We start from the raw sequence: 23,064 nt of genomic DNA, 5'->3' as shown, positions 1-23,064 counted from the left end.
GCCAAGCGAGGAACCGATCCGGCGAGCGGCCGGACATGTGCGCGGTTGAGTGCGCGATGGATCGAGCACGGCACGGCCGATCCATCGCCGCACGCGGTGCTGGTCGACGCTGCGCCCACCGGGCTTTTGGCTTCGGTGAGATTGCCCAACTCGCCGCCGACCCGAACGCCGCCGCCGATCGCCTTCCGACGGCGGGATGGGCTGGCCGTCGCCTGCCTGCCCTGGTTGAAGCCGTCGTCAGCGGCCGTTGAACGTATATTCCAGCCACGTCCGGAAATACACGCGGGGCCGCACGTCCGGGTGCAGGCCGTGGCGGCGGACCCGCTCTCCCGCCTATGAATCGACCCCAGTGGATTGTCGCGCTGCCTACCGTCTGGCTGCTGGCGGCGCTCGCGTTCGCCGCGGCGGCCGAGGACACCGTCGACGCGCTGCCGTCGCCGCTGGTGACGGCTGCGGTGCTCGACGCCAAGATCGCCGAGGTGGAAGCCGCCACCGACCTCACCGACGAGGTCCGCCAGCAGCTCATCGCGCTGTATCGCAAGGCCCAGAGTAACCTCGAGACGGCGCAGGCCAATGCGGGGGCGGCGGCAGCCTACCGCGAGACGGCCGAGACCGCGCCAGCGCAGATCGAGTCGCTGCATGCGGCGCGCGCCAAGACTCTCGCCGATGACCCGCTGGCGCAATTGGCCTTGGACCCGGACACACCGCTGGCGGAGTTGGAGCGGCGCCTGCAGGAGGTGCGTGCGGACCTAGCCGCCGTTCAGGCCCGCCACGACGACCTGGAGGCACGGCTGGCATTCCAGCAGAACCGCCCCGCCGCCGTGCGCCAGCGCCTCGGCGAGGCCGACGAGGCGCGCGAGGCCGCCTCTGCGAGCCTCCAGGTCGAGGCCGATTCCACCGCCGGGCTCGGCCGCACCAGTGCGCTCTCGGAAGCCCGGCGCTGGGAGCTGGAGACTCGCTACCAGGCGCTCAGCACCGAGATCCAGAGGCTCGACCAGGAACTGCTGAGCCGTGCCATCCGGGTCGACCTGCTGGAGGCCAAGCGGGACAAGGAGGCAGCCAGCATCGACTGGATCGCCGCGCGGGTGTCGGCGCTGGAGGAGCGCATCCTCGCGACACGCCAGCAGGCCGCCAGCGCAGCCCGGGCGGATGCAGAGCGGGTTCGGCGCGAGACCGCGCGCATGGACCCCGTCCTGGCCGGGCTCGCGGAAGCCAACGCCGAGCTGAGCCGCGAGACCGACCAGCTCACCGCGGCGTTGCGTGAGCTCGACCGTGCGCACGAGCGGGTCGATCGGCTCCAGGCGCGCATCGGCGCCGACTATCGCGACGCCCGCGACACGCTGCATTCCGGGCAGGTCAGCGGCGACCTGGGCACGGTCCTGCTGGAGCAGCTCGATGGCCTGCCGGACCTCAGCGACGTGCGCCGGCAGCGCGAGCTGCGCCTGGCCCGCATCGCCCAACGCAACGCGCTGCGGCTGCGCTACCGCGCCGCGGCGCGGCGTCTGAGCGATGTGGAGGCCAGCGTATCGGCGCTCGCGACACAGCTGCAAGCGGCACCGGCGCCGGCCCAGCAGGCGCGGCTACACGAATTGGTGGCGCGCCGCTTGGCGCTGCTCGAACGCATGTTGGAGACCGATGAGCTCCATCTGGCGAAGGCGCAGGAGCTGGACGCCGCGGAGGAGGCGCTGCTCGCCAGTGCCGCCGATTACAAGGCGCTGTTGCTGGGGCATCTGCCCTGGCTGCGCACCGAGCCGCCCACCGACCTGCACGAACTGCTGACGGTGCCGGGCCGACTGCGCGCCATGCTGGCCACGGCCCGCGTCGGCGGGCTCGGCAAGCGCCTGAGCGGTCAGCTCGGAGCAAGCCCGGTATTCTGGGCGACGCTGTTGCTGGCAGCAGGGCTGCTGGGGGCTCGGCGCCGGATCATCGCAAAGATGGCGGACATCGCTGGGCGTGTCGGCAAGCCGACCACGGACAGCTTCGGCCACACGCTGAAGGCGCTCGGCCTAACGCTGCTGCTGGCATTGCCCCTGCCACTGCCGTTGGGTGCCGCAGGCTGGGTGCTGCTCACCGACACCGGGGGCACCGAGCTGACGCGGACCCTCGGCGACGCCCTGCTGCGTGTTGCGGTGCTGCTGTTCGCGCTGCAACTGCTCACGGCACTGTGTGTGCCGAAGGGGCTCGCGGCCGCGCATTTTCGCTGGTCTGAACAGAGCCTGGCGCTGCTGCATACCCAGACCCGGCGCCTGGCCTGGGTGTTCATCCCGGCGGTGGCGTTGCTGCATCTGTTCAAGAGTCTCTACCCGCTGGAGAGTGGCGGCACGCCAGCGCGGCTCGCCGGCACCAGCGCCTCCGTGGCGCTGGCCTGGTTCCTGTACCGGCTGTTCCATCCGCGCCGCGGGATCATGGCCCAGCTCCGCCACCCCGAGGACTATCCACTGATCATGGGCAGTTACTGGCTCTGGTACCCGCTGCTGGCGCTCTATCCCATCGTGCTGGGCGTGCTCGCGCTGTCCGGCTACCTGTATACAGTGACGGTGGAGGCCAACGACTTTCTAGACTCCCTGCTGCTGCTGTTGACGGTGGCGCTGGTGGATGCGCTGGCCCTGCGCTGGCTGCTGGTGGTGCGCCGGCGGCTCGCCTACGAGGCCGCGCTGGAGCGGCGCCGCGTGGCCAGCGAAGCCAAAGCCGAGCAGCGTGACGGGGCCGAGGCCGCGGAAGCGCAAATCGAGGAGCCGAAGGTGGACCTCTCTGCGCTCAGCGACGACACGCGCCGCCTGATCCGCACCGCGCTCGTGGTGCTCGCGGCGGTCGGGCTGGCCTTGATCTGGTCCGATAGCGTGCCGGCCCTGCGCTCGCTGCAGGAGCACACGCTTTGGCACACCTCCGTGATGGTGGACGGCGAAGCACAACAGCGGCCCATCACGCTCCTGGACCTCGGGCTGGCTCTGCTGTTTGCCGCCGGCATCCTAGTCCTCCTGAAGCGCCTGCCGGCGCTGCTCGAGATCGTGCTGCTGCGGCGCTACAACATGTCGGCCGCGGATCGCTACGCCGTGACGACGCTGACCAGCTACGTCATCGGCGCCGTCGGCATCCTGCTCGTGCTGGGCAGGCTTGGCGCGAGTTGGACCCAACTGCAGTGGTTGGCTGCGGCGCTCAGCGTTGGCATCGGCTTCGGCCTGCAAGAGATCGTCGCCAACTTCATCAGCGGGCTGATCATCCTGTTCGAGCGGCCGGTCCGTGTCGGCGACACCGTGACCGTCGGGGACACCGACGGCGTTGTGACCCGCATCCGCATCCGCGCCACCACCATCCGCAACTTCGACCGCAAGGAGCTGTTGGTGCCGAACAAGGAGTTCGTGACCGGGCGACTGCTGAACTGGTCCCTGTCCGACCCGGTCACGCGCATCCTGCTGGTGGTGGGCGTCGCCTACGGAAGCGACGTCGACAAGGCGCTCGCGATCATGCAACGGCTTGCCGAGGAGCATGTGCACGTCGTGAACGACCCGCCGCCGTGCGTGACCTTCGACACCTTCGGCGACAACGCGCTGACCCTGACCCTGCGCGCCTACGTGGACTCCGTCGACGTGCGCCTTGCCACCATCACCGACCTGAACCGGGCCATCAATCGCGCTTTCGCCGATGCGGGCCTCTGCATCGCCTTCCCGCAGCGGGACGTGCACTTGGACGCGACTGCGCCGCTGCGGGTGCAGATCGAACCACCGACAAACCCCGACTGAACCGGACTGTGTCCCCCACGGGAAGACGGCCTGGGCTGGAAAGAGTCCGTCGACCGCGGGCCGGTCGAGGTCCGCATCCGACCGCAAGGTCGCGGGTAGCGGGGCGACGAGCGCCAGGCGTTTGTCGGCCAATTCCGGATACTCATTGGTTCGACGCGTGTGCCAGCTTCACGATGAAACCTGCCGCCGCGAGCCCGACACCGGGAGCCGCAACCAGCCCTTGCTCCGAGTCGCCGCCGCAGTGGATGCCGGCGGCCTCACTTGGACGTTTTCAGCCAGGCGCCCGGTTTCGCTGCTCCTCGTTGGCGAGCGCTTGGGTCGTGATCTCGTGATAGAGATTGACGACGCGCGCGTACAGCGGCTGATACTCGGGGCAGCGGTCCACCAGATACTTGCTGTCCATCGCCTCCCGGCAAACCTCTTCCAGAAACGCCTGCTCGAAATCCGTGAGCGGCTGGCCGGCCGCGACGCTGCTCTTCAACGCCAGGATGCGGGTCAGGTGCTCGGCCTCGAAGCGCTGCATCAACACCTCGATCAAATTCTCGATGCTGGCATGATCGTTCATCGGGGGACTCCTCGTTGGTTCGTTATCGTACGTGGGCGGCGGGGTTGATTGGCCGGCGACCGCGGGTCCGGACAACATCTGCTTCAGGGATTCTCCCTGCCGCGCGGCCGTCCTGATCAGGCGGCCAAAAAGATGCTGGCCTCGCAGATGAAGTCGCGCTCGGGCAGCAGCTCCGCGCGGGGAAAGCTCACGAGGCAGGCGACGCGGGGGCGGCGGCCGGCGACATGAATCTCCGCCAGGGGCAGCTCGCGGGCGCCGGCCGTGCCGGGCTCGTCGTACCTGATGCCCAAGCGGTCCATGAAGATGCTGTACTGGCGGCTGCTCACCAGCTTGTGCGGGTTGGACAGCGAGTCGGCGACATAGTTGAAAAGATCGTCGAGCGTTGTCAGGCGCAGCGTGGGCGCGCGGAGCTCTGCCTCGATGACATCGACTTCAAGCCGCAGCGCCGCGTGTGTGGGCGAGCCCGGGGCCGCGCGCCTTAGGCGTGCCCGCCACGCCCGGGCGCGGCGCTCGAGCTCGGCGGTGCGGGTCTGCGCGCCGGCCGACTCCAGATGAATGTGGCCAATCAGGCTATTGAAGATGCAGCACTTGAGCGCACAGCGTGCATCGGCCTCGACGAGACCCGGCGAGACCAACTGGTGATCGGTGAAACTGACAGCGGTCTGCAGGACATCCTTGCGCAGCACGTCGCCCTCCACGGCCATGCCCAACTGGCGGCGCTCCTCGCGGTGCATGCATAGCAGCGCGAAGCACTGCTCCGCGCCGGCGTTGGCGTCGAACAGGTCACGCACCTCGCGGCTATGGCTGAAGACCTCCTGCAGGCCGGCATAGTTCACGAAGAAGGCATTGACCCGCGGGTCTGATGCATAGGTGCGCCGCTGGCACGGCAGGACACCAGGGATGGCGTCGACCAGTTGATCGATACTCCGCAGGGCCGTGACGACAGGTCCGCGCAGCCGCCGGGCGTAGCCGGACACGGCGCGCAGCCGGGGCGAGATTTCATCGACGACGTGCTCGACCGCCTGGTCCAGGGTGCTGGCGCACGCTGACGGCGGCCCATCGTCCTTGGACAATACGTCGAAGCTGCCGCCAAAGCGGCGGAACGTCGCCTCGAGGAACGCAGCGAACATCTTATCCATCCTCCGGGTGGTTGTGATTATTTTGGGCGACGCCGCCGAGGGCGGTCGGCGCACGTGCCGACCGCCCTGCGGTGGACAACGCCGCCGTGGGCGCATCTGCCGGTGCGGCGTCCAGACCGCGGCCGACGCCGAGTGCGCAACGGCTGGCGTAGCCAGGCGCGGCGTACGCCCATGCCACGACATGGAGAGACCATGCATATTACGGCGAGCGCGAAATTCCGCAGGGCCTCTGCGCTTCGCGATGCTCCCTGAGGTGGACCCCATGAGCTGGCGAGCCTCCGAGAGCGATGATCATCCGCCTGGATTTGGACAACATCGGGTGGTTCCGGAAAAACGCTCGTCACTTTCACGTCCATCGATCTCCGTCATGGACCCATCCGTCGTTGTTTGGGAAACGCCGACCTATCGGCGCTCCCCGTGCGGGGAGCGATGCCCCGCCAGTTTCAGCGGCCGAAGCCGCTGCGCGCCGTCCTCGGCGCAGGCAAGCTGGGGGCGATGATCGGAGTTAGCTCCTCCCTGCGTCGTGCGGTCCTGTTGGGTGGGCTAGAGTTGCAGTAGACGATGCCGCTCCACGGCGCCGCCGGCTCGCCCTCTCTCCAGTGCTTCGGCATCTTCAGTGCCAACGGAGCAATACCCATGAGCGCATCCGATCTTCCAGAGCAGGCCCCGTCCGCTCCCGGCTGGCGTCACTTCGAGCATCGTGCCGACATGGGCGTCGAGGGCGCCGGGCGCAGCCCGGCGGAGGCGTTCGCGCAGGCGGCCGTGGCGCTGACCGCCATCGTCTGCGACCCCGCCGCCGTGCAGCCGCGGGTGGCGCTGGACGTCGCCTGCGACGAGCCGGACCTGGAATTGCTGCTCGTGGACTGGCTCAACGCGCTGATCTACCGCATGGCCACCGAGCGCATGCTGTTCTCGCGGTTCGACGTGCGCATCGACGACGGCCGGCTGCGCGCCACCATCCGCGGCGAGTCGGTGGAGCGGGAGCGCCATCGGCCGGCGGTGGAGGTAAAGGGCGCGACCTATACGGCGTTGTCGGTGACGCATGACGCGAGCGGACTCTGGACCGCCCGCTGCGTCGTCGACGTCTGAGCGGCAAGGCTGGGGCAAATCAGCGACGGACCCCGAGGTGTCACCATGACCGGGCTCATGACCAATTTCACGCGGGCGCTGACCAGGATCAGCGACACCGAATGGCGCATCGCGCCCCAAGGCGCAATGCGTGTGCCGGTGGTGCTCTACGCCAGCGAGGCGCTGGTCCGCGACATGGACGACAAGGTGCTGGAGCAGGCGGCAAACGTTGCGACCCTGCCCGGCATCGTCGGTGCCTCCTACGCGATGCCGGATGCCCACTGGGGCTACGGCTTCCCCATCGGCGGCGTGGCCGCCTTCGACGCCGACGACGGCGGGGTCGTCTCCGGCGGCGGTGTCGGCTTCGACATCTCCTGTGGCGTGCGCACGCTGCACACCGGGCTCGACCGTGCCGCCGTGATGGCCGTGCAGCAGGAACTCGCGAACGCCCTCTATTACACGATCCCGGTGGGCGTCGGCAGCACCGGCGCCATCCGGCTGGATCGCCGCGGCATGGACGCGATGCTCACCGGCGGTGCCGCCTGGGCGGTGCGTGAGGGCTACGGCCGGCGCGACGACCTGGAGCGCATCGAGGAGCGCGGCTGCATGGCCGGCGCCGACCCGGACCAAGTCTCCGAGCAGGCCAAGAAGCGCCAGCAGCAGGAGATGGGCACGCTGGGCTCCGGCAACCATTACCTGGAGGTGCAGGCCGTCACCGACATCTACGATCCGGCCACCGCCGACGCCTTCGCGCTGCGCCGCGGCGACGTCACGGTCAGCATCCACTGCGGCTCGCGCGGGCTCGGCCACCAGATCGGCACCGATTACTTGAAGCGCATGGCCGTAGCGGCGGCCAAGCATGGCATCACCCTCCCAGACCGGGAGCTGGCCTGTGCGCCCATCGACTCCGAGCTCGGCCGCGCCTATCTCGGCGCCATGCGCGCCGGCATCAACTGCGCCTTGGCGAACCGCCAGATCCTCACCCACCTGGCGCGCCGGGCGTTCACGGAGTTCTTCGGTACCGACCTGGCGCTGCTCTACGACGTCTCGCACAACACCTGCAAGCTCGAGGAGCACGTCGTCGACGGCCGCAAGCGCAAGCTGTACGTGCATCGCAAGGGTGCCACCCGCGCCTTCGGGCCGCGGCACCCGGACCTGCCGGCGGACCTGCGCGACGTCGGTCAGCCGGTGCTGATTGGCGGCACCATGGGCACCGCCTCGTACATCCTGGTGGGGGGCAACGAGCCACGCCCTGATGAGAGCAGGTCGCTCGCGTTCGCCTCCGCCTGCCACGGCGCCGGCCGGGCGCTGAGCCGGCGCGCCGCCACCAAGCGCTGGCATGGCCGCGCGGTGCAGGATGAGCTGGCGCACCGCGGTATCGTCGTGCGCAGCCCATCGGCGCGCGGGCTGGCAGAGGAGGCGCCGGGCGCCTACAAGGACGTGAGCGAGGTGGTGCTGGTGGCAGAGCGCGCCGGACTGGCGCGCCGGGTCGCGCGGCTGGAGCCGCTGATCTGCATCAAGGGCTGACTTCGCGCACCGCGAGCCCGGCGGCGAGGTTCACCGCCAGCGTGGTCTTGCCGGTGCCACCCTTGTCGGCGGTCCCGGTGTGCCGGCGAGACGCCGGCGGTCCCAGTGGGTCCCAGTGGGCCGGCGGGATGCCGGCGGTGTCGGGTGAGGCGGCTCAGGCGGGCGTGTGCGGCGGGTCGAGGTCGTCGGGTGCGTCCCGATACGCGCGCCGCTCCTCGGTGAGCATCTGCTCCAGCATCAGGATGTGCTCTGCCTCCTCGGCGGCCATCTCGGCGGCCAGGCCGCGCGCCTCCGGCGCGGACGCGCTGGTGGCGACCTGGCTGTAGTAGGCATGGCCGCGGCGCTCGTTGTGCAGGGCCAGCTCGATGGCCTGCACCGTGCTCATGCCGTAGCTCACCGCCGGGTCGAGGCAGTCCGCGCCCTCTGGGGCGTGTGGGCACTCCCACTTGAACTCCCAGGGCGGGATGCGCGGCAGCGCCGTGTCGCCGGCGCGCGCGGCGACCGTGGCGGCATGCTCTCCGCTCAGCACGGCGAGCCTGCTGAACAGCTCCGCCACCGCGGTGTTGTGGTGCACCGCCATGCTGTCGGCGAGTTGCTCGTAGTGCGCCTGGGAGGCGTACTCCAGCTCCAGGGCGTGGGCCAGGAGCTCGCCGACGGATTCAACCACGCCTGCTTGCATCGATGTCTTCATCGGCACAGCTCCGCTTCCAACGCGGCGAGCGCCGCGGCGCTTGCCGCGGCGTCTGACTGGCCCTGCTCGGCGGCCGTCGTGACAGCGGGCGCATAGACCGGGATCTGCTGCTCAAAGAGTATGCCGAGCGCCATGCCGTCGTCGCGCTGGATCAGCTCGGCGGCCCGGGCGATGTCCTCGGCGGGACCGCGCTCGCAAGGATGTACCAACTGCTTCCAGGCATGATGTTCCGCGCGGAAGGTACGGCAGGGGCTCAGCACGTGCACGAAGGCGAAGCCCGGGTGCTCGATGGCCGCCGCCAGCAGCCGTGTGAGGCCGGCCGGATCGCCGGCGAAGCCGCGGGCGATGAAGCTGGCACCGGCCGCCAGGGCGATGGCCGCCGGCTGGAAGCGCCGCACGCCGGTGCCGTGCGGGGTCAGCTTGCTGCGGTGCCAATCCGGCTGGGTGGTAGGAGAGGCCTGGCCCTTGGTCATCCCATAGACCTCGTTGTCCATGACGATGTAGGTGAAGTCCTGGTTGCGGCGGCAGGCATGCAGGAAGTGATTCCCACCGATGGAAAAGCCGTCGCCGTCGCCGCCGGCGGCGATGACGGTCAGCTCCGGCCGTGCCGCCTTCAGCCCCGCCGCCAACGGCAGCGCCCGGCCATGCAGGCCATGGAAGCCGTGCACCGAGAGGTAGGCCGGCAGCCGCGACGAGCAGCCGATGCCCGAGACCACGGCGATCCGCTCCGGCGGCAGCTCCAGGTAGGCGAGCGTCTTGGTGAGCGCCGCCAGCACGCCGAAGTGCCCGCAGCCGGGGCACCAGATGGGCTTGATGTGGGACTTGTAGGTCTGCGCCCGCAGGCTCGGGATGACCGCCCGGTGCTGCGCCGAGGGTGCGTGCTCGGCGGACGGGGGCTGGCGCGCGGGTGTGCTGCCGGTGCGTCGCGGCGGGGACGCCGCTCCCACGGTGTGGTCGCCGGGCGCACGTGTGGTGCTAGTCTCGGTCATGCCGATCCTCCGCGAGTAGTGCCGTGGCGGCTGCAACGATCTCGGCGGGTCGCAGCGGCAGCGGGCCGGGCCGCGCCAGGGAGCGCGCCCCCGCCGGAAGCGCCTGCTCCGCGTGCAGGTAGTGGAAGAGCTGGGCGCCATGGTTCTGCTCTACCACGAGCACCCGGGCGTCACGCATAGCGGCCATCAGCGCCGTGCGCTGCAGTGGGGCGAGCAGCCGCAGTGCAATGGTGCGCACGCGCGGGTGATCGCGCCGCAGCCGCTCGGCCGCCTCCACCACCGCACCGCGCCCGGCGCCGAAGGTGACGATGCAGAGACAGGGACCCGCGTCCGCCTCGGTGCCATCCTCGTGGTCGAGGATTTCGGCCCAATCGGGTCCGAAGTCGAAGACCGTCAGCTTGCGGCCGCGCTTGTCGAGCTGCGCCGCGTGGTCTGCGGCGCGGCTGGAGGGAGCGCCTTCGGTGTCGTGCTCGAGCCCGTCCGCGGTGTAGGCGCGGCCCGCCTCGCCGGGCACGGACATGGGCGAGACGCCGTCGGCGGTGATGGCGTAGCGCCGATAGACGGCATCGCTGTTGAGCAAGGGCCCACGCAGCTCGGTGGCATCCCGCGCCGGCCTGGTCAGCGCCTGGCTCACCGGGTCGCACACCGCCCGCGACTGGCCCAGCGACTGATCCGACAGCACGATGGCCGCCGTTTGCAGCCGCCAGGCGAGACGTACCGCCCAGGCCACGGTGTGTGCGCAGTCGGCGATATCGAGTGCCGCCAGCACCAGGTGTGGCGCATCGCCGTGCAGGCCGTACAGGGCGGCGTTCAGGTCCGATTGCTCGGCCTTGGTTGGGATGCCGGTGCTGGGACCGCCGCGCATCACGTTCACCACGACGATGGGCGTCTCGCTGGCGACGGCGAGCCCGATGCCCTCCTGCATCAGGCTGAGGCCGGGGCCGGAGGTGGCCGTCAGCGCCGGTACGCCGCCGAAGGCGCTGCCGACGATCATGTTCACGGACGCCAGCTCGTCCTCCGCCTGGAGCAGCGTGCCGCCCACGCGCGGCAGCCGCGGCGCCAGCCATTCCAGCATCTCGCTGGCGGGGGTGATGGGGTAGGCGGCGACGAAGCGCACGCCGGCGCGCAGCGCACCGAGCCCGGCGGCCTCGTTGCCGGTAATGTGCCAGCGCTCGGGCGGCGGCACGTAGAGCTCCACCGTGGCCAGCAGCCGGTCCGCCGGGTCCGCCAGCGCGAAGCCGGCGTCGATGCAGGCGTGGGCGGCCGCCACAACCGCTTCGCCCTTGCCGCTCAGGGTGCGCCCGGCGGCGTCCAGCAGCGCCTCGAGCGGCAGCCCGGCGAGCGCGCCGACGGCGCCGACGGCCACCATGTTGGCGCGCCCGCCCTCGCGCTCGCGTGCGCTGGCGGCGAAGCCGGCTTCGCGGACGCGGGCGGCGCTCGCCGAGACCGCATCGGGCGGGGCACCAGCGGCGGGGTCGGCCAGCACGAGGCTTGCGGCATCGAGGGGGATCTCGTCGGCGAAACGCGCGTGATTGGCCCAGTCCAACGCCGCCAGCAGGTCGCAGCGATCACCGGCACAGTGGATCGGTTCGGGGCCGAAGCGCAGCAGCGCCGCCGACTCGCCGCCGCGGATCTGCGGGCCGGCGCTGCGCCGCAGCAGGCCGTAGAGGCCGGCGGCCGCGACAGCCTCCAGCAGGATCAGCCCGGCGGTGACGGCACCACTGCCGCCGGCACCGGTCACGGCAACGGACAGGGAGGCGTCGGTGCGCGCCGCCGCGGCGCGTTCGTTGGCGTCGGTCATGCGTGCGTCTCTCGCTGTCCCTTGGGTATTGACGCCCGCGCTGATCCCGCGCGGGTCATGCTGCCTTGGTCGCGTTGCTCCGGGCGTCGATCAGGCTTGCCGATCAGGGCCGGCCTTCAGACTGAACGATCGGGCTGGGCTGGCAGCTCGGGCTATCAGGCCGGCAAGTCTGGTCCGAGGAACGGACGCAGACGTTGCAGCATTTCCCGCTGCACCTTCAGCCCGCCGGCGACGACGTTGCCGGTCTCGAAGTAGCGCTCACTGCCCGCGAGGTCCGTCACCCTGCCGCCGGCCTCGGTGACCAACAATGTGCCCGCGGCGAAGTCCCAGGGTCTGAGGCCCAGTTCCCAGAAACCGTCGAGGCGTCCGGCCGCCACGTACGCGAAGTCCAACGCCGCCGAGCCCGGCCGCCGCACACCGGCGGTGTTCTCGATGATTGCCTCCAGCATGGGCAGGTAGACCTTGAGCTGAAGGTGGTCGCGGAACGGGATGCCGGTGCCGATGAGCGCGCCCTCCATGCCGCGGCGCTGGGTGACGCGGATCTTGCGGTCGTTGAGCAGGGCGCCGCCGCCGCGCTCGGCGGTGAACAGCTCCTCGTGCAGCGGGTCGTAGACCACCGCCAACTCCATGCGCCCGCGCCGTCTGAGCCCAATGGAGATGGACCACTGCGGGAAGCCGTGCAGATAATTGGTGGTGCCGTCCAGCGGGTCGATGAGCCATTCGAATTCGTCGGCCCCACCCTGGCTCCCGGCCTGGCTCCCGGCCTTGCTGCGGCCGGCGTGGGCGCCGCTCTCTTCGGCGAGGATGGCGTGGTCCGGATACTTGCCACGCAGGTGCTCGATGATGGCGGTCTCGGCGGCGCGGTCCACGTCCGAGACGAAATCGTTGTGGCCCTTGGCCGTGACCTTGATGCCGTCCACGCGCTCGAAGAAGCGCATGGTGAGGCGCCCGGCGGCGCGGGCGGCGCGAACGGCGATGTTGAGCATCGGAGACATGGCGGCACCATAGCGCAAGCGCGGTGATGTTTGTAGGCTTATTCAGCAATTGCTGATCCAGGCTGCCCCGCACCATCGAAATTGGGCCAGTGTTCATGCTGTGCACATCCGCGCACACAACGCTGTCGGCCGGGTCGACGCGGGTCGACGCGGGAAGCCCGACGCGCGGCGGCTGATTTGAGCGCCCGGGTCAGGCCGCGCTCCTCGGCCCGAACGGCGACGGATGCTTGCCCGCTCCCCATTGCGGTTCCCCAGCGCGGCGGGGCCGGCCACACACCTCAGGAGGCACCATTGCGGCCAACAGGCAATGCAGATCAGGCCCGGGACGACGCCATCCTCGCCCGCATCCGCTTCGTGCTGGTGGAGACCAGCCTCAGCGGCAACATTGGCGCCGTGGCGCGGGCCATGAAGAACATGGGCCTCGCGCGCCTCGCCCTGGTGCGGCCGAGGCCGGGTGCGTCGGGCTTTGCGGATGCGGAGGCCCTGGCGCGCGCCTCCGGCGCCGATGATTTGCTCCAGGCCGCCACGGTGCATGACACGCTGCCCGAGGCCCTCGCCGGCTGCCGCTTGGTGCTGGGCTCCAGCGCTCGGCTGCGCTCGTTGGAATGGCCGGTGCTGGACCCCGCCGCCGGCGCGGCGCGGCTGGTGGCCGAGGCCACCCACGGCGACGTCGCGCTCGTGCTGGGCCGCGAGCGTACGGGGCTCAGCAACGACGAGCTGGCGCTGTGCCATTTCCTGGTGCAGATCCCGACGAATCCTGATTTCAGCTCGCTGAACATCGCCGCCGCGGCGCAGGTGTTCGCCTACGAGGTCCGCTGCCACCTGCCAGGCGCGGCCGCGCTCGCCGATCCGCGCTTGGCGGACAGCCGCCCGGACCTTGCCACCGCCGAGGAGATGGACGGCTTCCACGACCACCTGATGCGCACGCTCATCGGCATCGGCTATGCCGACGCCGAGCAGTGCGCAACCCTGTCGCGCCGGCTGCGGCGGCTGTTCCACCGCGCGCGGCCGGACCGCACCGAGCTCAACATCCTGCGCGGTGTGCTGGCGAAGATGGCGCTGCGCTCGGGCGGCGCGGATTGACACCCCGGTCTGGCTGATGGCGCTCGGGTCGGAGAAACCCTGGGCAAGGAATAATATTGCGCTCCATACTTGACGCTGCGCCGCCGCGGCGGTTGCGTGGGTACATGTCCACGCCCGCATCGCGCTGTGCCGCAGCCTTCGTCCCCGTGTCGGTCGTCGTCCCGCCGCCAGGACGGATTTCATGATAACGACTGGGCAGTGCGCGGCGGCATGGGGCACCTGGAACAACTGACACTCGCCGACATCTGCACCCGCGATGTCGCCAGCGTGGGGGAGGCGGAGCCGCTGGTGGTCGTGCTCGGGCTGTTGCAGGCCCGGCGCATCAGCTCCGTGCTGGTCACCCGCGGAGTCGAGCCTGTCGGCATTTTCACCGGAGCGATGCCCTCGAACGGAGCTCGGCGAGGAGGGGCGTGTCTTGCGCTGCGACGCCACCGCGGTCGGCGATGCCGACGGCAACCGCGTCGGCTACCTGCTGCTGCTCGCCGACGTGACGCCGCAGCACCAGTACCTGCGCCACATCGAGCATCAGCACCACCTGCTCGGCGCGGTGTTCGAGGCCATCAGAGACCCCCTGCTGCTCACCGATGCCGAGCAGCGCGTTCTGCTGGCCAACCGTGCCGTCGAGCGTGTCTTTGGCCAGCCGCCGGAGGCCGTCGTCGGCCAGCCGGTTCAGCACCTGTTCGCCGACGCCGCTGCCTGCGAGGCGCGGTTGGATGCGCCCGAGTTGGCAGTGCCCGCCGAAATGCCGGTGCTCTGGGCGCGGCGGGCGGATGGCGAGCTGTTCCCCACGGAGGTGGGCGTCTCCGTGGTGCCGGGCGGAGACGCGCGGCTCGGCCGCGCCGTGCTGGTGCGCGACATCACCGAGTCCAAGCGCGCCGCCGAGTCGGAGCAGTGGGCCAGGGCCGTGTTCGAGAACACCGCCGAGGGCATCATGCTCACGGACGCGGACAACCGCATCGTCGCCGTCAATCCGGCCTTCACCGCCATCACCGGCTACAGCGCCGAGGAGGTGCTTGGCCGCAGTCCGAGCCTGTTGCGCTCGGGTCGCCAGAACAAGGACTTCTACCGCGCGATGTGGCGGGAGCTGGAGGCCGGCGGTCGCTGGAAGGGGGAGCTATGGAATCGCCGCAAGGACGGCGAGATCTATGCCGAGTGGCTCAGCATCAGCGAGATCCGCGACGCCGATGGCACGCTCCGGCACCGCGTCGGCGTGTTCAGCGACATCACTCCCATGCGGCGCTCCGAGGAGGAGATCGACCACCTCACCCATTACGACCCCATCACCGGCCTGCCGAACCAGCGGCTGTTGCGCGCCCGCCTGGAGCAGGCGTTGCAGTCCGCGCAGGTGGCCAACCGCCCGCTCGCGCTGATGCTGCTGAACCTGGACGGCTTCAAGCGCGTGGTGGCGAGCTTCGGCCACGAGGTGGCGGACGCCGCGCTGCAACGGGCGAAATCCGAGGCGCCCGGCAGCATCGCCTTCTACCGCCCCGAGCTCACCGCCGCCGCGCTGCGCGTCATCGAGCTGGACCGCACCATGCGCACCGCGCTGGCGAGCAACCAGTTCGAGCTCCACTTCCAGCCCAAGCTGGACCTCGGCTGCCGCTGCATCGTCGGCGCCGAGGCGTTGCTGCGCTGGCGCCGGCCGGACGGCGTGCTGGTGCCGCCGCACCTGTTCATGGAGGCGGTGGAGAAGAGCGATCTCATGCTGGATGTGGACCGCTGGGTGCTGTTGGTCGGTGACGACGAGGTCGAGCTTGGGCGGATCGCGACCCAGCTCGCCGAGCTCGGCTGTTCGGCGCTGCGTGCAGCGGGGCTGAGCGCGGCACTCGACCTGGTGCAGCAGGAGGCCGTGGACCTGGTCCTCGGCGATGCCGAGCTGCCGGACGGGGATGCGGTAGATCTGCTCGCTGCGCTGCGCCGCAGCCATCCCACCATCACCCGCATGCTGCTCGCCGCGCAGCCGGACACGGCCGGGCTGGTGGAGGCGATCAATCGCGGCGGCATCTTCCGCTGCCTGCCCAAGCCGCTGAGCGACGAGGACCTCGCGCAGGCCATGGATGCCGGCTATGCGCATGGCCTGCGCAAGCTGCGGCAACAACCGTCCGCGGCGGATGCGGTCTCCTGAGCCCGTCCGCTCGACACCGCCCCAGCACGCGGGCGCGCCGCGCGGGTGCCGGGCTAACCGGGCTTCTTGACACAAAGCTTCAAGAACCTGCGATAACGTTCTCATCCTTCCCTGGGCTCTGTCAGCGCGCAAAGGGCCATCAGTGTCGGCCGTGGTCTTGCCGGCCTGACCATTTTTTGGTCAGCCTGACGGAATGAACTGCCAGCAGAGCGACTTGGCGCATCGCCCAACAGGTTTTCCACAGCAGCCCCAACACCGGCGGTGGAAAACCGATGCGGCCAAGTCCGCGGGCGCAGGATCTTCGGCGCTCATGCGCTCCCGGCGCGACCAGTCAGGCATCCTCCACCGCCTGACCATTTTTTGGTCAGCCTGACGGAATGACCTGCCAGCAGAGCGACTTGGCGCATCGCCCAACAGGTTTTCCACAGCAGCCCCAACACCGCCGGTGGAAAACCGCTGCCGCCAATTCCGCGGGCGCCGTCGCCGTCGCGTGTGCAGATGCTTGACGGTGTGGCCCTGGCACCCTGTCAGGCCGTGATTCGCGCAACCACCGCCGCTGCGGCGCCTGCGCAGAGCAGGGCACCGGCGAGGCTGCCGCCGAAGGCGGACAGGCGCAGTTTCAGGAGCAGCGTCGGCTCGTCCTCGGTGGAAATGACGAAGGGCTGGCCCGGGTCGCCGGTGGCCAGCACGCGCGGCCGCGGCGCCTCGGCGCCGAGCTTGGCCTCGGCCTGTTCGGCGAGCCGCGCGGCCTTGCGGCGGGCGTGCTCCCATTCCTGGAGGCTCACCTCGCCATCGCCATCGCGGTCGAAGCACTGCATGCGCTCGGGGTCGCGTTTCCAGCGGGCGAGCAGGGTGCGGGTCAGGGCCGCGCGCTCGCGCACGCCGCGGCGCGGGGTTTCGAAGTGGCCCAGCACGTAGACGGACTCGTGCTCGGCGATGCGCTCCTCGGTCATGCGATAGCGGCGCTGGCGCTCGAAAAAGGCACCGATGGCGTTCCGCTGTGTGGCGACCCGGCCCGGATGTGGGCCGTACCACTGCTGGCGGGCGCGGAAATGCAGGTGCGCGCCGTCCGGGTGGATCTCGGCCTCACCGCTGCCGTCGTCCAGCAGGAAGGCGCGCTCGGCGTCGCCGTGCTCGATGGTCACCCAACTGCCGCTCTTGCCGCTGCTGCGGTACTCCTGGATGCGCCAGCGGAACCAGACGCAGGGCGTGCCGGTGAGCCGCGCCGCGAGCAGACCGCGCAGCGGTGCCGCGCGCCCTTGCAGCTCCACGTAGCCCTGCGGCGCCGAGCGGATGCGCGCGGTGGGGGTGTCGACGATGAGCCGCAGCCGCCAGAAGTGCTCGAGGCCGCGGCGCACCAGCCAGACGCCGACGCCGGCGGCGATGGCCACGCCGATCCAGAAGCCCGCCGGATCGGCGGTGGCTAACTGCGCGAGGAAGTCCTGTGCCGGCATTGCGGCGGGTGGACGTGGCTGCTTGCGTGGCGACTGGCCGAGCGGGCAGGCTGGGCGGGCAGGGCGTTGCCCGGCAGGTCCTGTCCCCTCAGGCGAACAGCTTGGCGATGTCCACGTCCTTGCGGGCGTCCTGGAACTCCAGGAGCTCCGCCGGCCGGAAGTTGAACAGCCGGGCGATGAAAACGTCCGGGAACTGCTCCAGGCGCATGTTGTTGAGGTTGACGCTGTCGTTGTACAGCTCGCGGCGGTCGGCGATGGTGTCCTCCAGCTGCGAGATGCGCTGCGAGAGCTGCTGGAAGGCGCGGTCCGCTTTCAGGTCCGGGTAGTTCTCGGCGAGCGCCAAAAGCCGGTCCAGGCCCGCGCGCAGCTCGGTTTCCGCGCGGCCGAGCGCGCGCACGCGGCCGGCGTGCTGCGCGTCCAGCACCGCGCCACGGGCCTCCACCACACGCGTCAGCGTTTCCTGCTCGTGCTGCATGTAGCGCTTGCAGACGGCCACCAGCTTGGGCAGCTCGTCGTGGCGCTGCTTCAGCGCCACGTCGATGTTGGACCAGGCCTTGGCCAGCGTGTGCTTGAGGCGCACCAGGTTGTTGTAGATGAGCGCCGCGTACAGGGCGGCGATGAGTAGGGCGGCGAGGATGAGGATGAAGGTGAGGCTCATGGGGGCAGTCCGAGGCTATGGGTCTCCCGCACCATGCTAGCGCCTTGTGAGGTGGGCAGGTGTGCGCAGTGGCAGGTTTCCTGCCTGTGTGCAGCAGCTTGAACCAAACGGCGCAAGGAGGCCGGGACGTCTTGAAGCCAGCCGCGCGGCATTGAGTCGCGCGGCTGGCGGACCGGGTACAACGCGGCGCCCTCGGGGAGCCCTACCGATCGCGCCAGATGCCAACGGGATACTGCATCACCATCGGATCGTCGGTCATCAGCAGCAGCGGCTCTGTCTGTGCTTGGGCGACCAACAAGCGATCGAAGGGGTCGCGGTGGTGGCTCGGGAGCTGGCGGACCGCCGCCGCATGGATGCCGGTCACGGGCAATTCCTCAAAGCCGGTCTCGAGGGCGCCACGGCGAATGACGTCCGGCTCCACATCGAAGTCGGGCCGGTTCAGCGCCCGCTTGATCGCGATTTCCCAGACATTGACGGCGCTGAAAAAGACCCGCGCTTCCGGGGATTCGAGCAGGTCCGCGGCGCTGACCCTCAGTCGGGCGGGAGCGAGTAACGCCCACAACAGCAAATGGGTATCCAGTAGGACACGCATCAACGGCCCTCGATAGCGTCCAGAAAGGGCTCGGGCGTTTCGGGGATCGGCGGACTGTCGCTGCCGGGAATGCGGAACTGGCCGGACAACCGGCCGAGCTTGCGGGGCTGGGGCTTGTCCTCGATCAACACGAGCCGGACCACTGGCTTGCCGGCCCTGGCGATCACCGCCTCACCGCCTGCCTCCACCTGCTCGATGATCTGCGAGAGGTGTGTCTTCGCCTCGTGGATGTTGAACTGTGTTTGCATCATTGATCCGCGCTTAGCTAACCCGAGACTAACTCAAGACTAGAGCGAACGATCTTGGCTATCAAGGGACGCTCTGATTTGTCGGCCCTTCCCGTGGGAGGGCGGGGCTAAGCAACGTTCAAGTGCCCGGCGACAGCGAACATGAAGCACCTCGGATGTCGCCCGATTTGTGTGCGTGTTCGAGCTCCGTGGCGATCTTGGCCGGGAAGGCCAGGAAGTCGCCGGCTCCCAAGGGGTTTTCCCTGCGCGTTGAGCGAGTCTGCGGGGCGCCGTCGTGTGGATCGGGTGCAGCAATGGAGCTGGCGTGTTGCGACGCCGCCGGCGCGGCATCGAGCCGCGCCGGCGGCGGGCCGAGTACAACTCGGCGGCCCCGGGGGCTCAGGGCAGGCGGTCGACGTCGACGGCGACGCTGAGCTGGTGGTGGCCGCCGCCGTAGAAGACGCCGCGCACGGGGGTGACGTCGCCGTAGTCACGGCCGACCGCGGTGGTGATGTGCTGCTCGCCGAGCAGGCAGTCGTTGGTGGGGTCGTAGTCGATCCAGGTGCCACCGGGCTCTTCGCTGCCGGCCTCGCCGGTGGGCGAGCCGGTGCCCAAGCCGGGCGGCAGGTAGATGGCGTACCAGGCGTGGGAGGCGTCGGCGCCGCGCAGCTTGGGTTGACCGGGCGGCGGCAGCGTCTCCAGGTAGCCGCTGACGTAGCGGGCGGCGAGTCCGAGCGCGCGCAGGCAGGCGATGCCGACGTGCGCGAAGTCCTGGCAGACGCCGCGGCGGTCGTCCAGCACCGTGGCCAGCGGTGTGGCCACGCCGGTGGCGTCAGGGTCGTACTCGAAGTCCGCGTAGATGCGTGCCATCAGCTCCCGGGCGGCCTCCAGCACGGGGCGGCCGGGGCGGAACGAGCCCTTCGCATAGGCCAGCGCGGCCGCCTGCGCCGGGATGGCGGGGGAGGGCAGCGCGAACATGCGCGCGGTGAGGCTGGCGGCGTCGCGGGCTTCTTGGAGGCGGTCGCGCACCTGCTCCCAGGACGGCGACGCGGCGGCGTCCGGCGGTGGCGGAGCGGTGACCTCCACCTCGCTCACCGCGCTGACCTCCAGCGCGCCGTGCGCCTGTTGGACGGAGTAGTAGTTGACCCGGTTGCCGAAGATATCCCGGTGCTCGCGGGACACGGACGGCCAGGGGGACACCCGCACCTGGCTGCGCAGGCAGTCCTGGTGCGGCGTCCCCCGCGGCTTCAGGTGCGCGATGCTGTGGCAGAGCGACACCGGCGCGCCGTAGACGTAGTGGGTGGTGTGGCTGATGCGAAAGCGCATGGTCGATTCAGCGTTCAATCGGTCCGCTCAGCCTATGCTCGATCATGTGGTGCGGATGCTCCTCGTGGCGGAAATACTGCGCCGTCAGTGCATCCGAGAGCGCTGCCATGCCTGCCTCCCGGTCGGTCAGGAACTGCGCCAGCGCGGCGCGCTTTGCGCCCTCCGCATCCGGCTGCGCGAGCTTGTCCAGCTCCGCGAGCCTGAGGTCCGTCAGGAGCCGCAGCACGCCCTTCTGCGCGGCGGTGCGGGTCGGACCCATGGGGTCTTTCGGCATGTCCTCCACCAGTGCGGCGAGCTGCACGATCTGGTAGCCCAGCGAGCGCGGGTTGGCCTCGTCCTGCACCACCAGGTCCAGCAGGGCGCCGACGCGGGTGCCGGCCTGATAGCGGCGGCGGTAGGTGATGAGGCTGTCGGTGACGCCGAGGATGGCCTCCACCACCAGGCTCTCCTCGGGCGCGGGGATGACGCTCACCAGGGTGGAGCGCAACAGCGTGGCCAGGTTCATGCCGCGCTCCAGCCGCCGGCCGGCCTCCAGGAAGTGCCAGCCCTCGTTGTGGGTCATGTTCTCTTGCGTCAGCGCCGAGAAGGCCACCAGCGAGGTCACCAGCGGGTCCAGCACGTACAGCGCCGCGTTCAGGGTGCGCGGCGGCTGGCCGGTGAGCCGGCGCAGGTGGCCCTCGATGTCGTTGACCACGCGCCAGGTGTCGCTCGACAGCCGCTCGCGCACCGACCAGGCCGCCTGGTCCAGCGCCTGCAGGGTCTGCGGCAGGGCGCCGACGCGGTCTATGTCCGTGATGAGCGACAACAGCTCCGGCGTCGGTGCCGCCAGCGCCGCCGGCGCATCGCCGGTGGGCAGCGGCACGTTGCCCTGACACTGCTCGTTGAGCGCCTCCAGCAGGGAGCCCAGGCAGCCGATGCCCTCGTCCTCGGCGGCGAAGCTGCTGCGGGCGGTGAAGTTGATGGCGGTGACGCGCATCAGGCGCACCAGCCCTTCCGCCCGCTCGGCGTAGCGGCCGATCCAGAACAGGTTGTCCGCGACGCGGGAGGAGACGTCGCTCTCGCGCACCACGGCCGGGCTCGTCGCCTCGTGCAGGCCGAGCAGGGTCTCCTCGCGCTCGGGCTCGGTGGCGAGCACCCAGGTGTCCTTGCCGATGCCACCGAGCTGGCTCGACACCATGGGCGTGTCCTGCGCCAGGGCGACGCGGCCGAGCCCCCCCGGCAGCACCGCGTAGCCGTCTTCTTCTGCCACCGAGAAGCTGCGCAGCACGAAGGGGCGCGGCTCGATGCGCCCGTCCATGTACACGGGCGCCGTGGACGGCTTGACCTCTTCCTGCGCGACGAATCGATAGGGCTCGGCGGCGATGGCCGCGAGCAGCCGGGCGCGGGTGTCGGCATCGAGCTCACGGCCGAACAGCACCCGCGGCTCGCGCTTGCCGTTGGCGCGGTTGCCCGCGGGCTTGATGACCAGCGTCTCCAGGTTGGCGGTGACGAAGGCGCGGTCCGCCGGCCGGCCGCACCACCAGGTGTGCAGTTGCGGCAGCAGCAGCTCCTCGCCGAGCAGGTGCTCGCACAGCGCCGGCAGGAAGGCCATCAGCCCCGGGTGCTCGAGCACGCCGCTGCCGAGCGCGTTGGCCACGGTCAGGTTGCCGGCGCGCACCGCCTGCACCATGCCGGGCACGCCCAGCAGGCTCTCCTCGCGCAGCTCCAGCGGATCGCAGTAGCAATCGTCCACCCGGCGCAGCACCGCGTCGATGCGCTCCAGCCGGCCCAAGGTGCGCAGCCACAGCGCGCCGTCGCGCACCGACAGGTCCGCCCCCTGCACCAGGGTGTAGCCCAGGTAATTGGCGAGATAGGCGTGCTCGAAGTAGGCGGCGTTGCTGGGCCCGGGCGTCATCAGCGCGACCCGTACCTGGCCCGAGTCGTTGGGCGCGAGCCGGATCATGGCCCGGCGCAGGCTGCGGAAGAAGCCGGCGAGGCGGTGGACGTGGCTGTCGCGGAACAGGCTCGGCATCACCCGCGAGAGCACCATGCGGTTCTCCAGCGCGTAGCCGCTGCCGGAGGGGGTCTGCGCGCGGTCGCCGATGACGCGCCAGTGGCCGTCGGCGTCGCGGGTCAGGTCGGTGCCGTAGAACACAAGGGGCCGATTGCCAGCCACCTCGATCCCGTGGCAGGGCAACAAATAGCCGGAGTAGCCGTCGACGAGCTCCGGCGGCAGCACGCCCTGGGTGATCAGCTTGCGCGGGCCATAGAGGTCCAGCAGCACGCTGTTCAGCAGCTCCGCGCGCTGGATCAGGCCGCGCTCCAGTTCCGCCCATTCCTCGCCGCGCAGCAACAGCGGCAGGGCGTCCAGCTCCCAGGGGCGGGACATGCCGCGCGGGTCGCCGTGCAGGTTGTAGGTGACGCCGTTGTCGCGCACCAGCCGGTGCGCCTCGCGCCAGCGCGTCTCGATGCCGCCGCGGCCGAGCTGGCGCAGGCTGTCGATGAGGTATTGCCAGTGCGGGCGCAGCGCACCGTCGGCGGCGCGCATCTCGTCCCAGCAGCCGGGCGCCGGCGCATAGGCGTCCTCCAGACGGGCGTCGTCCAGCTGGGCAATGTTGCTGGTGGCATGCATGGCTCGGCGCTCGCGGGGGCGGCAGCGGCGGGAAGTGTCGTTGGGGGGATTACACACGCACGGGCATGGGGGAGCAAGGCATGGGAAACCCCGAAGTGACTTGCCGCGCGGTGCGTGCCGGCACTGGTGGGTGATGTTGCAGTGCGGCGACGGGGGCGGCGCACCGCTCCGCCCGGCCCCGTGAAGTGCCGCGTTGAGCGCGCGTTGCAAGCGTAAGGGTGCCATGTGCTCGGGCGGGAGCACGCTTGCGCGTGGCGCGACGGCCGCCGCTGACGGCGAGCCCCCGATCGGACTAGACCGTGAAAGTATTGCTCGCAACGCCGAAAACAAGCGGATTGTAGGTCGGGTTAGCGCAGCGTAACCCGACGATAGGCACCAGTAACGGTGCGAGTAAGTCGTTGATTGTTGGGTTACTCTATCGCTAACCCGACCTACACCGAATACTCGCATAGTCTCGGACGCCTGGGCACTGA

Annotated in this window: 17 protein-coding genes; 5 read left to right on the top strand and 12 right to left on the bottom strand. The window is 70.2% G+C overall.

What is annotated here, in order from left to right:
* Positions 1–335 precede the first annotated feature (335 nt).
* The gene (locus LJE69_RS09115; protein ID WP_296924114.1) at positions 336–3,740 is read left to right on the top strand and encodes a mechanosensitive ion channel domain-containing protein; all 3,405 of its coding nucleotides are present in this window, start codon (positions 336–338) and stop codon (positions 3,738–3,740) included.
* 271 nt (positions 3,741–4,011) lie between these two features.
* On the opposite strand, the gene LJE69_RS09110 is transcribed toward LJE69_RS09115, so the two are convergent.
* The gene (locus tag LJE69_RS09110) at positions 4,012–4,305 is read right to left on the bottom strand and encodes a hypothetical protein (protein ID WP_296924112.1); all 294 of its coding nucleotides are present in this window, start codon (positions 4,303–4,305) and stop codon (positions 4,012–4,014) included.
* 116 nt (positions 4,306–4,421) lie between these two features.
* Positions 4,422–5,435 carry a hypothetical protein gene (locus LJE69_RS09105; protein ID WP_296924110.1) on the bottom strand — a complete coding sequence of 338 codons (1,014 nt, stop codon included), beginning with the start codon at positions 5,433–5,435 and terminating at the stop codon, positions 4,422–4,424.
* A gap of 645 nt (positions 5,436–6,080) precedes the next feature.
* Between LJE69_RS09105 and LJE69_RS09100 the strand changes: the two genes are divergently transcribed.
* Complete coding sequence (locus LJE69_RS09100) at positions 6,081–6,533, top strand: archease (protein ID WP_296924109.1); 453 nt, start codon at positions 6,081–6,083, stop codon at positions 6,531–6,533.
* A 45-nt stretch (positions 6,534–6,578) separates the two neighbouring features.
* The gene (locus tag LJE69_RS09095; protein WP_296924108.1) at positions 6,579–8,039 is read left to right on the top strand and encodes an RtcB family protein; all 1,461 of its coding nucleotides are present in this window, start codon (positions 6,579–6,581) and stop codon (positions 8,037–8,039) included.
* Positions 8,040–8,193: 154 nt separating this feature from the next.
* Here LJE69_RS09095 and LJE69_RS09090 read toward each other — a convergent pair whose 3' ends face one another.
* The 4 genes from LJE69_RS09090 to LJE69_RS09075 form a co-directional block, all read right to left on the bottom strand.
* On the bottom strand, positions 8,194–8,730 hold the full coding sequence (locus tag LJE69_RS09090; RefSeq protein ID WP_296924107.1) for a ferritin family protein: 537 nt from the start codon (positions 8,728–8,730) through the stop codon (positions 8,194–8,196).
* Positions 8,727–9,719: a thiamine pyrophosphate-dependent enzyme gene (locus LJE69_RS09085; protein ID WP_296924106.1), complete on the bottom strand. Its 993-nt coding sequence runs from the start codon at positions 9,717–9,719 to the stop codon at positions 8,727–8,729. Before LJE69_RS09085 ends, LJE69_RS09090 begins: the two co-directional genes overlap by 4 nt.
* Complete coding sequence (locus tag LJE69_RS09080; protein ID WP_296924105.1) at positions 9,706–11,520, bottom strand: 2-oxoacid:acceptor oxidoreductase subunit alpha; 1,815 nt, start codon at positions 11,518–11,520, stop codon at positions 9,706–9,708. Before LJE69_RS09080 ends, LJE69_RS09085 begins: the two co-directional genes overlap by 14 nt.
* Before the next feature lie 155 nt (positions 11,521–11,675).
* Positions 11,676–12,515: an inositol monophosphatase family protein gene (locus LJE69_RS09075; RefSeq protein ID WP_296924104.1), complete on the bottom strand. Its 840-nt coding sequence runs from the start codon at positions 12,513–12,515 to the stop codon at positions 11,676–11,678.
* A gap of 291 nt (positions 12,516–12,806) precedes the next feature.
* Here LJE69_RS09075 and LJE69_RS09070 point away from each other — a divergent pair, with 291 nt between their 5' ends.
* Entirely contained in the window at positions 12,807–13,598 is a 792-nt protein-coding gene (locus LJE69_RS09070) for an RNA methyltransferase (protein ID WP_296924103.1), read from the top strand.
* Positions 13,599–14,013: 415 nt separating this feature from the next.
* Positions 14,014–15,723 carry a PAS domain S-box protein gene (locus LJE69_RS09065; RefSeq protein WP_296924090.1) on the top strand — a complete coding sequence of 570 codons (1,710 nt, stop codon included), beginning with the start codon at positions 14,014–14,016 and terminating at the stop codon, positions 15,721–15,723.
* Positions 15,724–16,250: 527 nt separating this feature from the next.
* Here LJE69_RS09065 and LJE69_RS09060 read toward each other — a convergent pair.
* From LJE69_RS09060 to LJE69_RS09035, 6 genes are all read right to left on the bottom strand, one after another.
* The gene (locus tag LJE69_RS09060) at positions 16,251–17,177 is read right to left on the bottom strand and encodes a hypothetical protein (RefSeq protein WP_296924089.1); all 927 of its coding nucleotides are present in this window, start codon (positions 17,175–17,177) and stop codon (positions 16,251–16,253) included.
* A gap of 88 nt (positions 17,178–17,265) precedes the next feature.
* Positions 17,266–17,835 carry a LemA family protein gene (locus LJE69_RS09055; protein WP_296924086.1) on the bottom strand — a complete coding sequence of 190 codons (570 nt, stop codon included), beginning with the start codon at positions 17,833–17,835 and terminating at the stop codon, positions 17,266–17,268.
* Between the two features lie 202 nt (positions 17,836–18,037).
* The gene (locus LJE69_RS09050) at positions 18,038–18,427 is read right to left on the bottom strand and encodes a type II toxin-antitoxin system VapC family toxin (protein WP_296924085.1); all 390 of its coding nucleotides are present in this window, start codon (positions 18,425–18,427) and stop codon (positions 18,038–18,040) included.
* Positions 18,427–18,678 carry a type II toxin-antitoxin system Phd/YefM family antitoxin gene (locus tag LJE69_RS09045; protein ID WP_367114648.1) on the bottom strand — a complete coding sequence of 84 codons (252 nt, stop codon included), beginning with the start codon at positions 18,676–18,678 and terminating at the stop codon, positions 18,427–18,429. The genes LJE69_RS09050 and LJE69_RS09045 overlap by 1 nt, the downstream gene beginning before the upstream one ends.
* A 375-nt stretch (positions 18,679–19,053) precedes the next feature.
* On the bottom strand, positions 19,054–19,980 hold the full coding sequence (locus LJE69_RS09040) for a transglutaminase family protein (RefSeq protein WP_296924083.1): 927 nt from the start codon (positions 19,978–19,980) through the stop codon (positions 19,054–19,056).
* A gap of 7 nt (positions 19,981–19,987) precedes the next feature.
* Complete coding sequence (locus LJE69_RS09035) at positions 19,988–22,591, bottom strand: circularly permuted type 2 ATP-grasp protein (RefSeq protein WP_296924081.1); 2,604 nt, start codon at positions 22,589–22,591, stop codon at positions 19,988–19,990.
* Between the last annotated feature and the right edge of the window lie 473 nt (positions 22,592–23,064).

Origin of the sequence: Thiohalocapsa sp. (assembly GCF_022340605.1) — a bacterium.
In the GTDB taxonomy this organism is placed as follows: domain Bacteria; phylum Pseudomonadota; class Gammaproteobacteria; order Chromatiales; family Chromatiaceae; genus Thiohalocapsa.
The sequence above is the reverse complement of the archived record's forward strand: the minus strand, read 5'-3'. Positions and strand labels throughout refer to the sequence as shown.

Excerpts from the sequence above, each read along its gene's own strand:
- LJE69_RS09115 (WP_296924114.1), top strand. The coding sequence starts at position 336 with ATGAATCGACCCCAGTGGATTGTCGCGCTGCCTACCGTCTGGCTGCTG.
- LJE69_RS09110 (WP_296924112.1), bottom strand. The coding sequence starts at position 4,305 with ATGAACGATCATGCCAGCATCGAGAATTTGATCGAGGTGTTGATGCAG.
- LJE69_RS09105 (WP_296924110.1), bottom strand. The coding sequence starts at position 5,435 with ATGTTCGCTGCGTTCCTCGAGGCGACGTTCCGCCGCTTTGGCGGCAGC.
- LJE69_RS09100 (WP_296924109.1), top strand. The coding sequence starts at position 6,081 with ATGAGCGCATCCGATCTTCCAGAGCAGGCCCCGTCCGCTCCCGGCTGG.
- LJE69_RS09095 (WP_296924108.1), top strand. The coding sequence starts at position 6,579 with ATGACCGGGCTCATGACCAATTTCACGCGGGCGCTGACCAGGATCAGC.
- LJE69_RS09090 (WP_296924107.1), bottom strand. The coding sequence starts at position 8,730 with ATGAAGACATCGATGCAAGCAGGCGTGGTTGAATCCGTCGGCGAGCTC.
- LJE69_RS09085 (WP_296924106.1), bottom strand. The coding sequence starts at position 9,719 with ATGACCGAGACTAGCACCACACGTGCGCCCGGCGACCACACCGTGGGA.
- LJE69_RS09080 (WP_296924105.1), bottom strand. The coding sequence starts at position 11,520 with ATGACCGACGCCAACGAACGCGCCGCGGCGGCGCGCACCGACGCCTCC.
- LJE69_RS09075 (WP_296924104.1), bottom strand. The coding sequence starts at position 12,515 with ATGTCTCCGATGCTCAACATCGCCGTTCGCGCCGCCCGCGCCGCCGGG.
- LJE69_RS09060 (WP_296924089.1), bottom strand. The coding sequence starts at position 17,177 with ATGCCGGCACAGGACTTCCTCGCGCAGTTAGCCACCGCCGATCCGGCG.
- LJE69_RS09055 (WP_296924086.1), bottom strand. The coding sequence starts at position 17,835 with ATGAGCCTCACCTTCATCCTCATCCTCGCCGCCCTACTCATCGCCGCC.
- LJE69_RS09050 (WP_296924085.1), bottom strand. The coding sequence starts at position 18,427 with ATGCGTGTCCTACTGGATACCCATTTGCTGTTGTGGGCGTTACTCGCT.
- LJE69_RS09045 (WP_367114648.1), bottom strand. The coding sequence starts at position 18,678 with ATGATGCAAACACAGTTCAACATCCACGAGGCGAAGACACACCTCTCG.
- LJE69_RS09040 (WP_296924083.1), bottom strand. The coding sequence starts at position 19,980 with ATGCGCTTTCGCATCAGCCACACCACCCACTACGTCTACGGCGCGCCG.
- LJE69_RS09035 (WP_296924081.1), bottom strand. The coding sequence starts at position 22,591 with ATGCATGCCACCAGCAACATTGCCCAGCTGGACGACGCCCGTCTGGAG.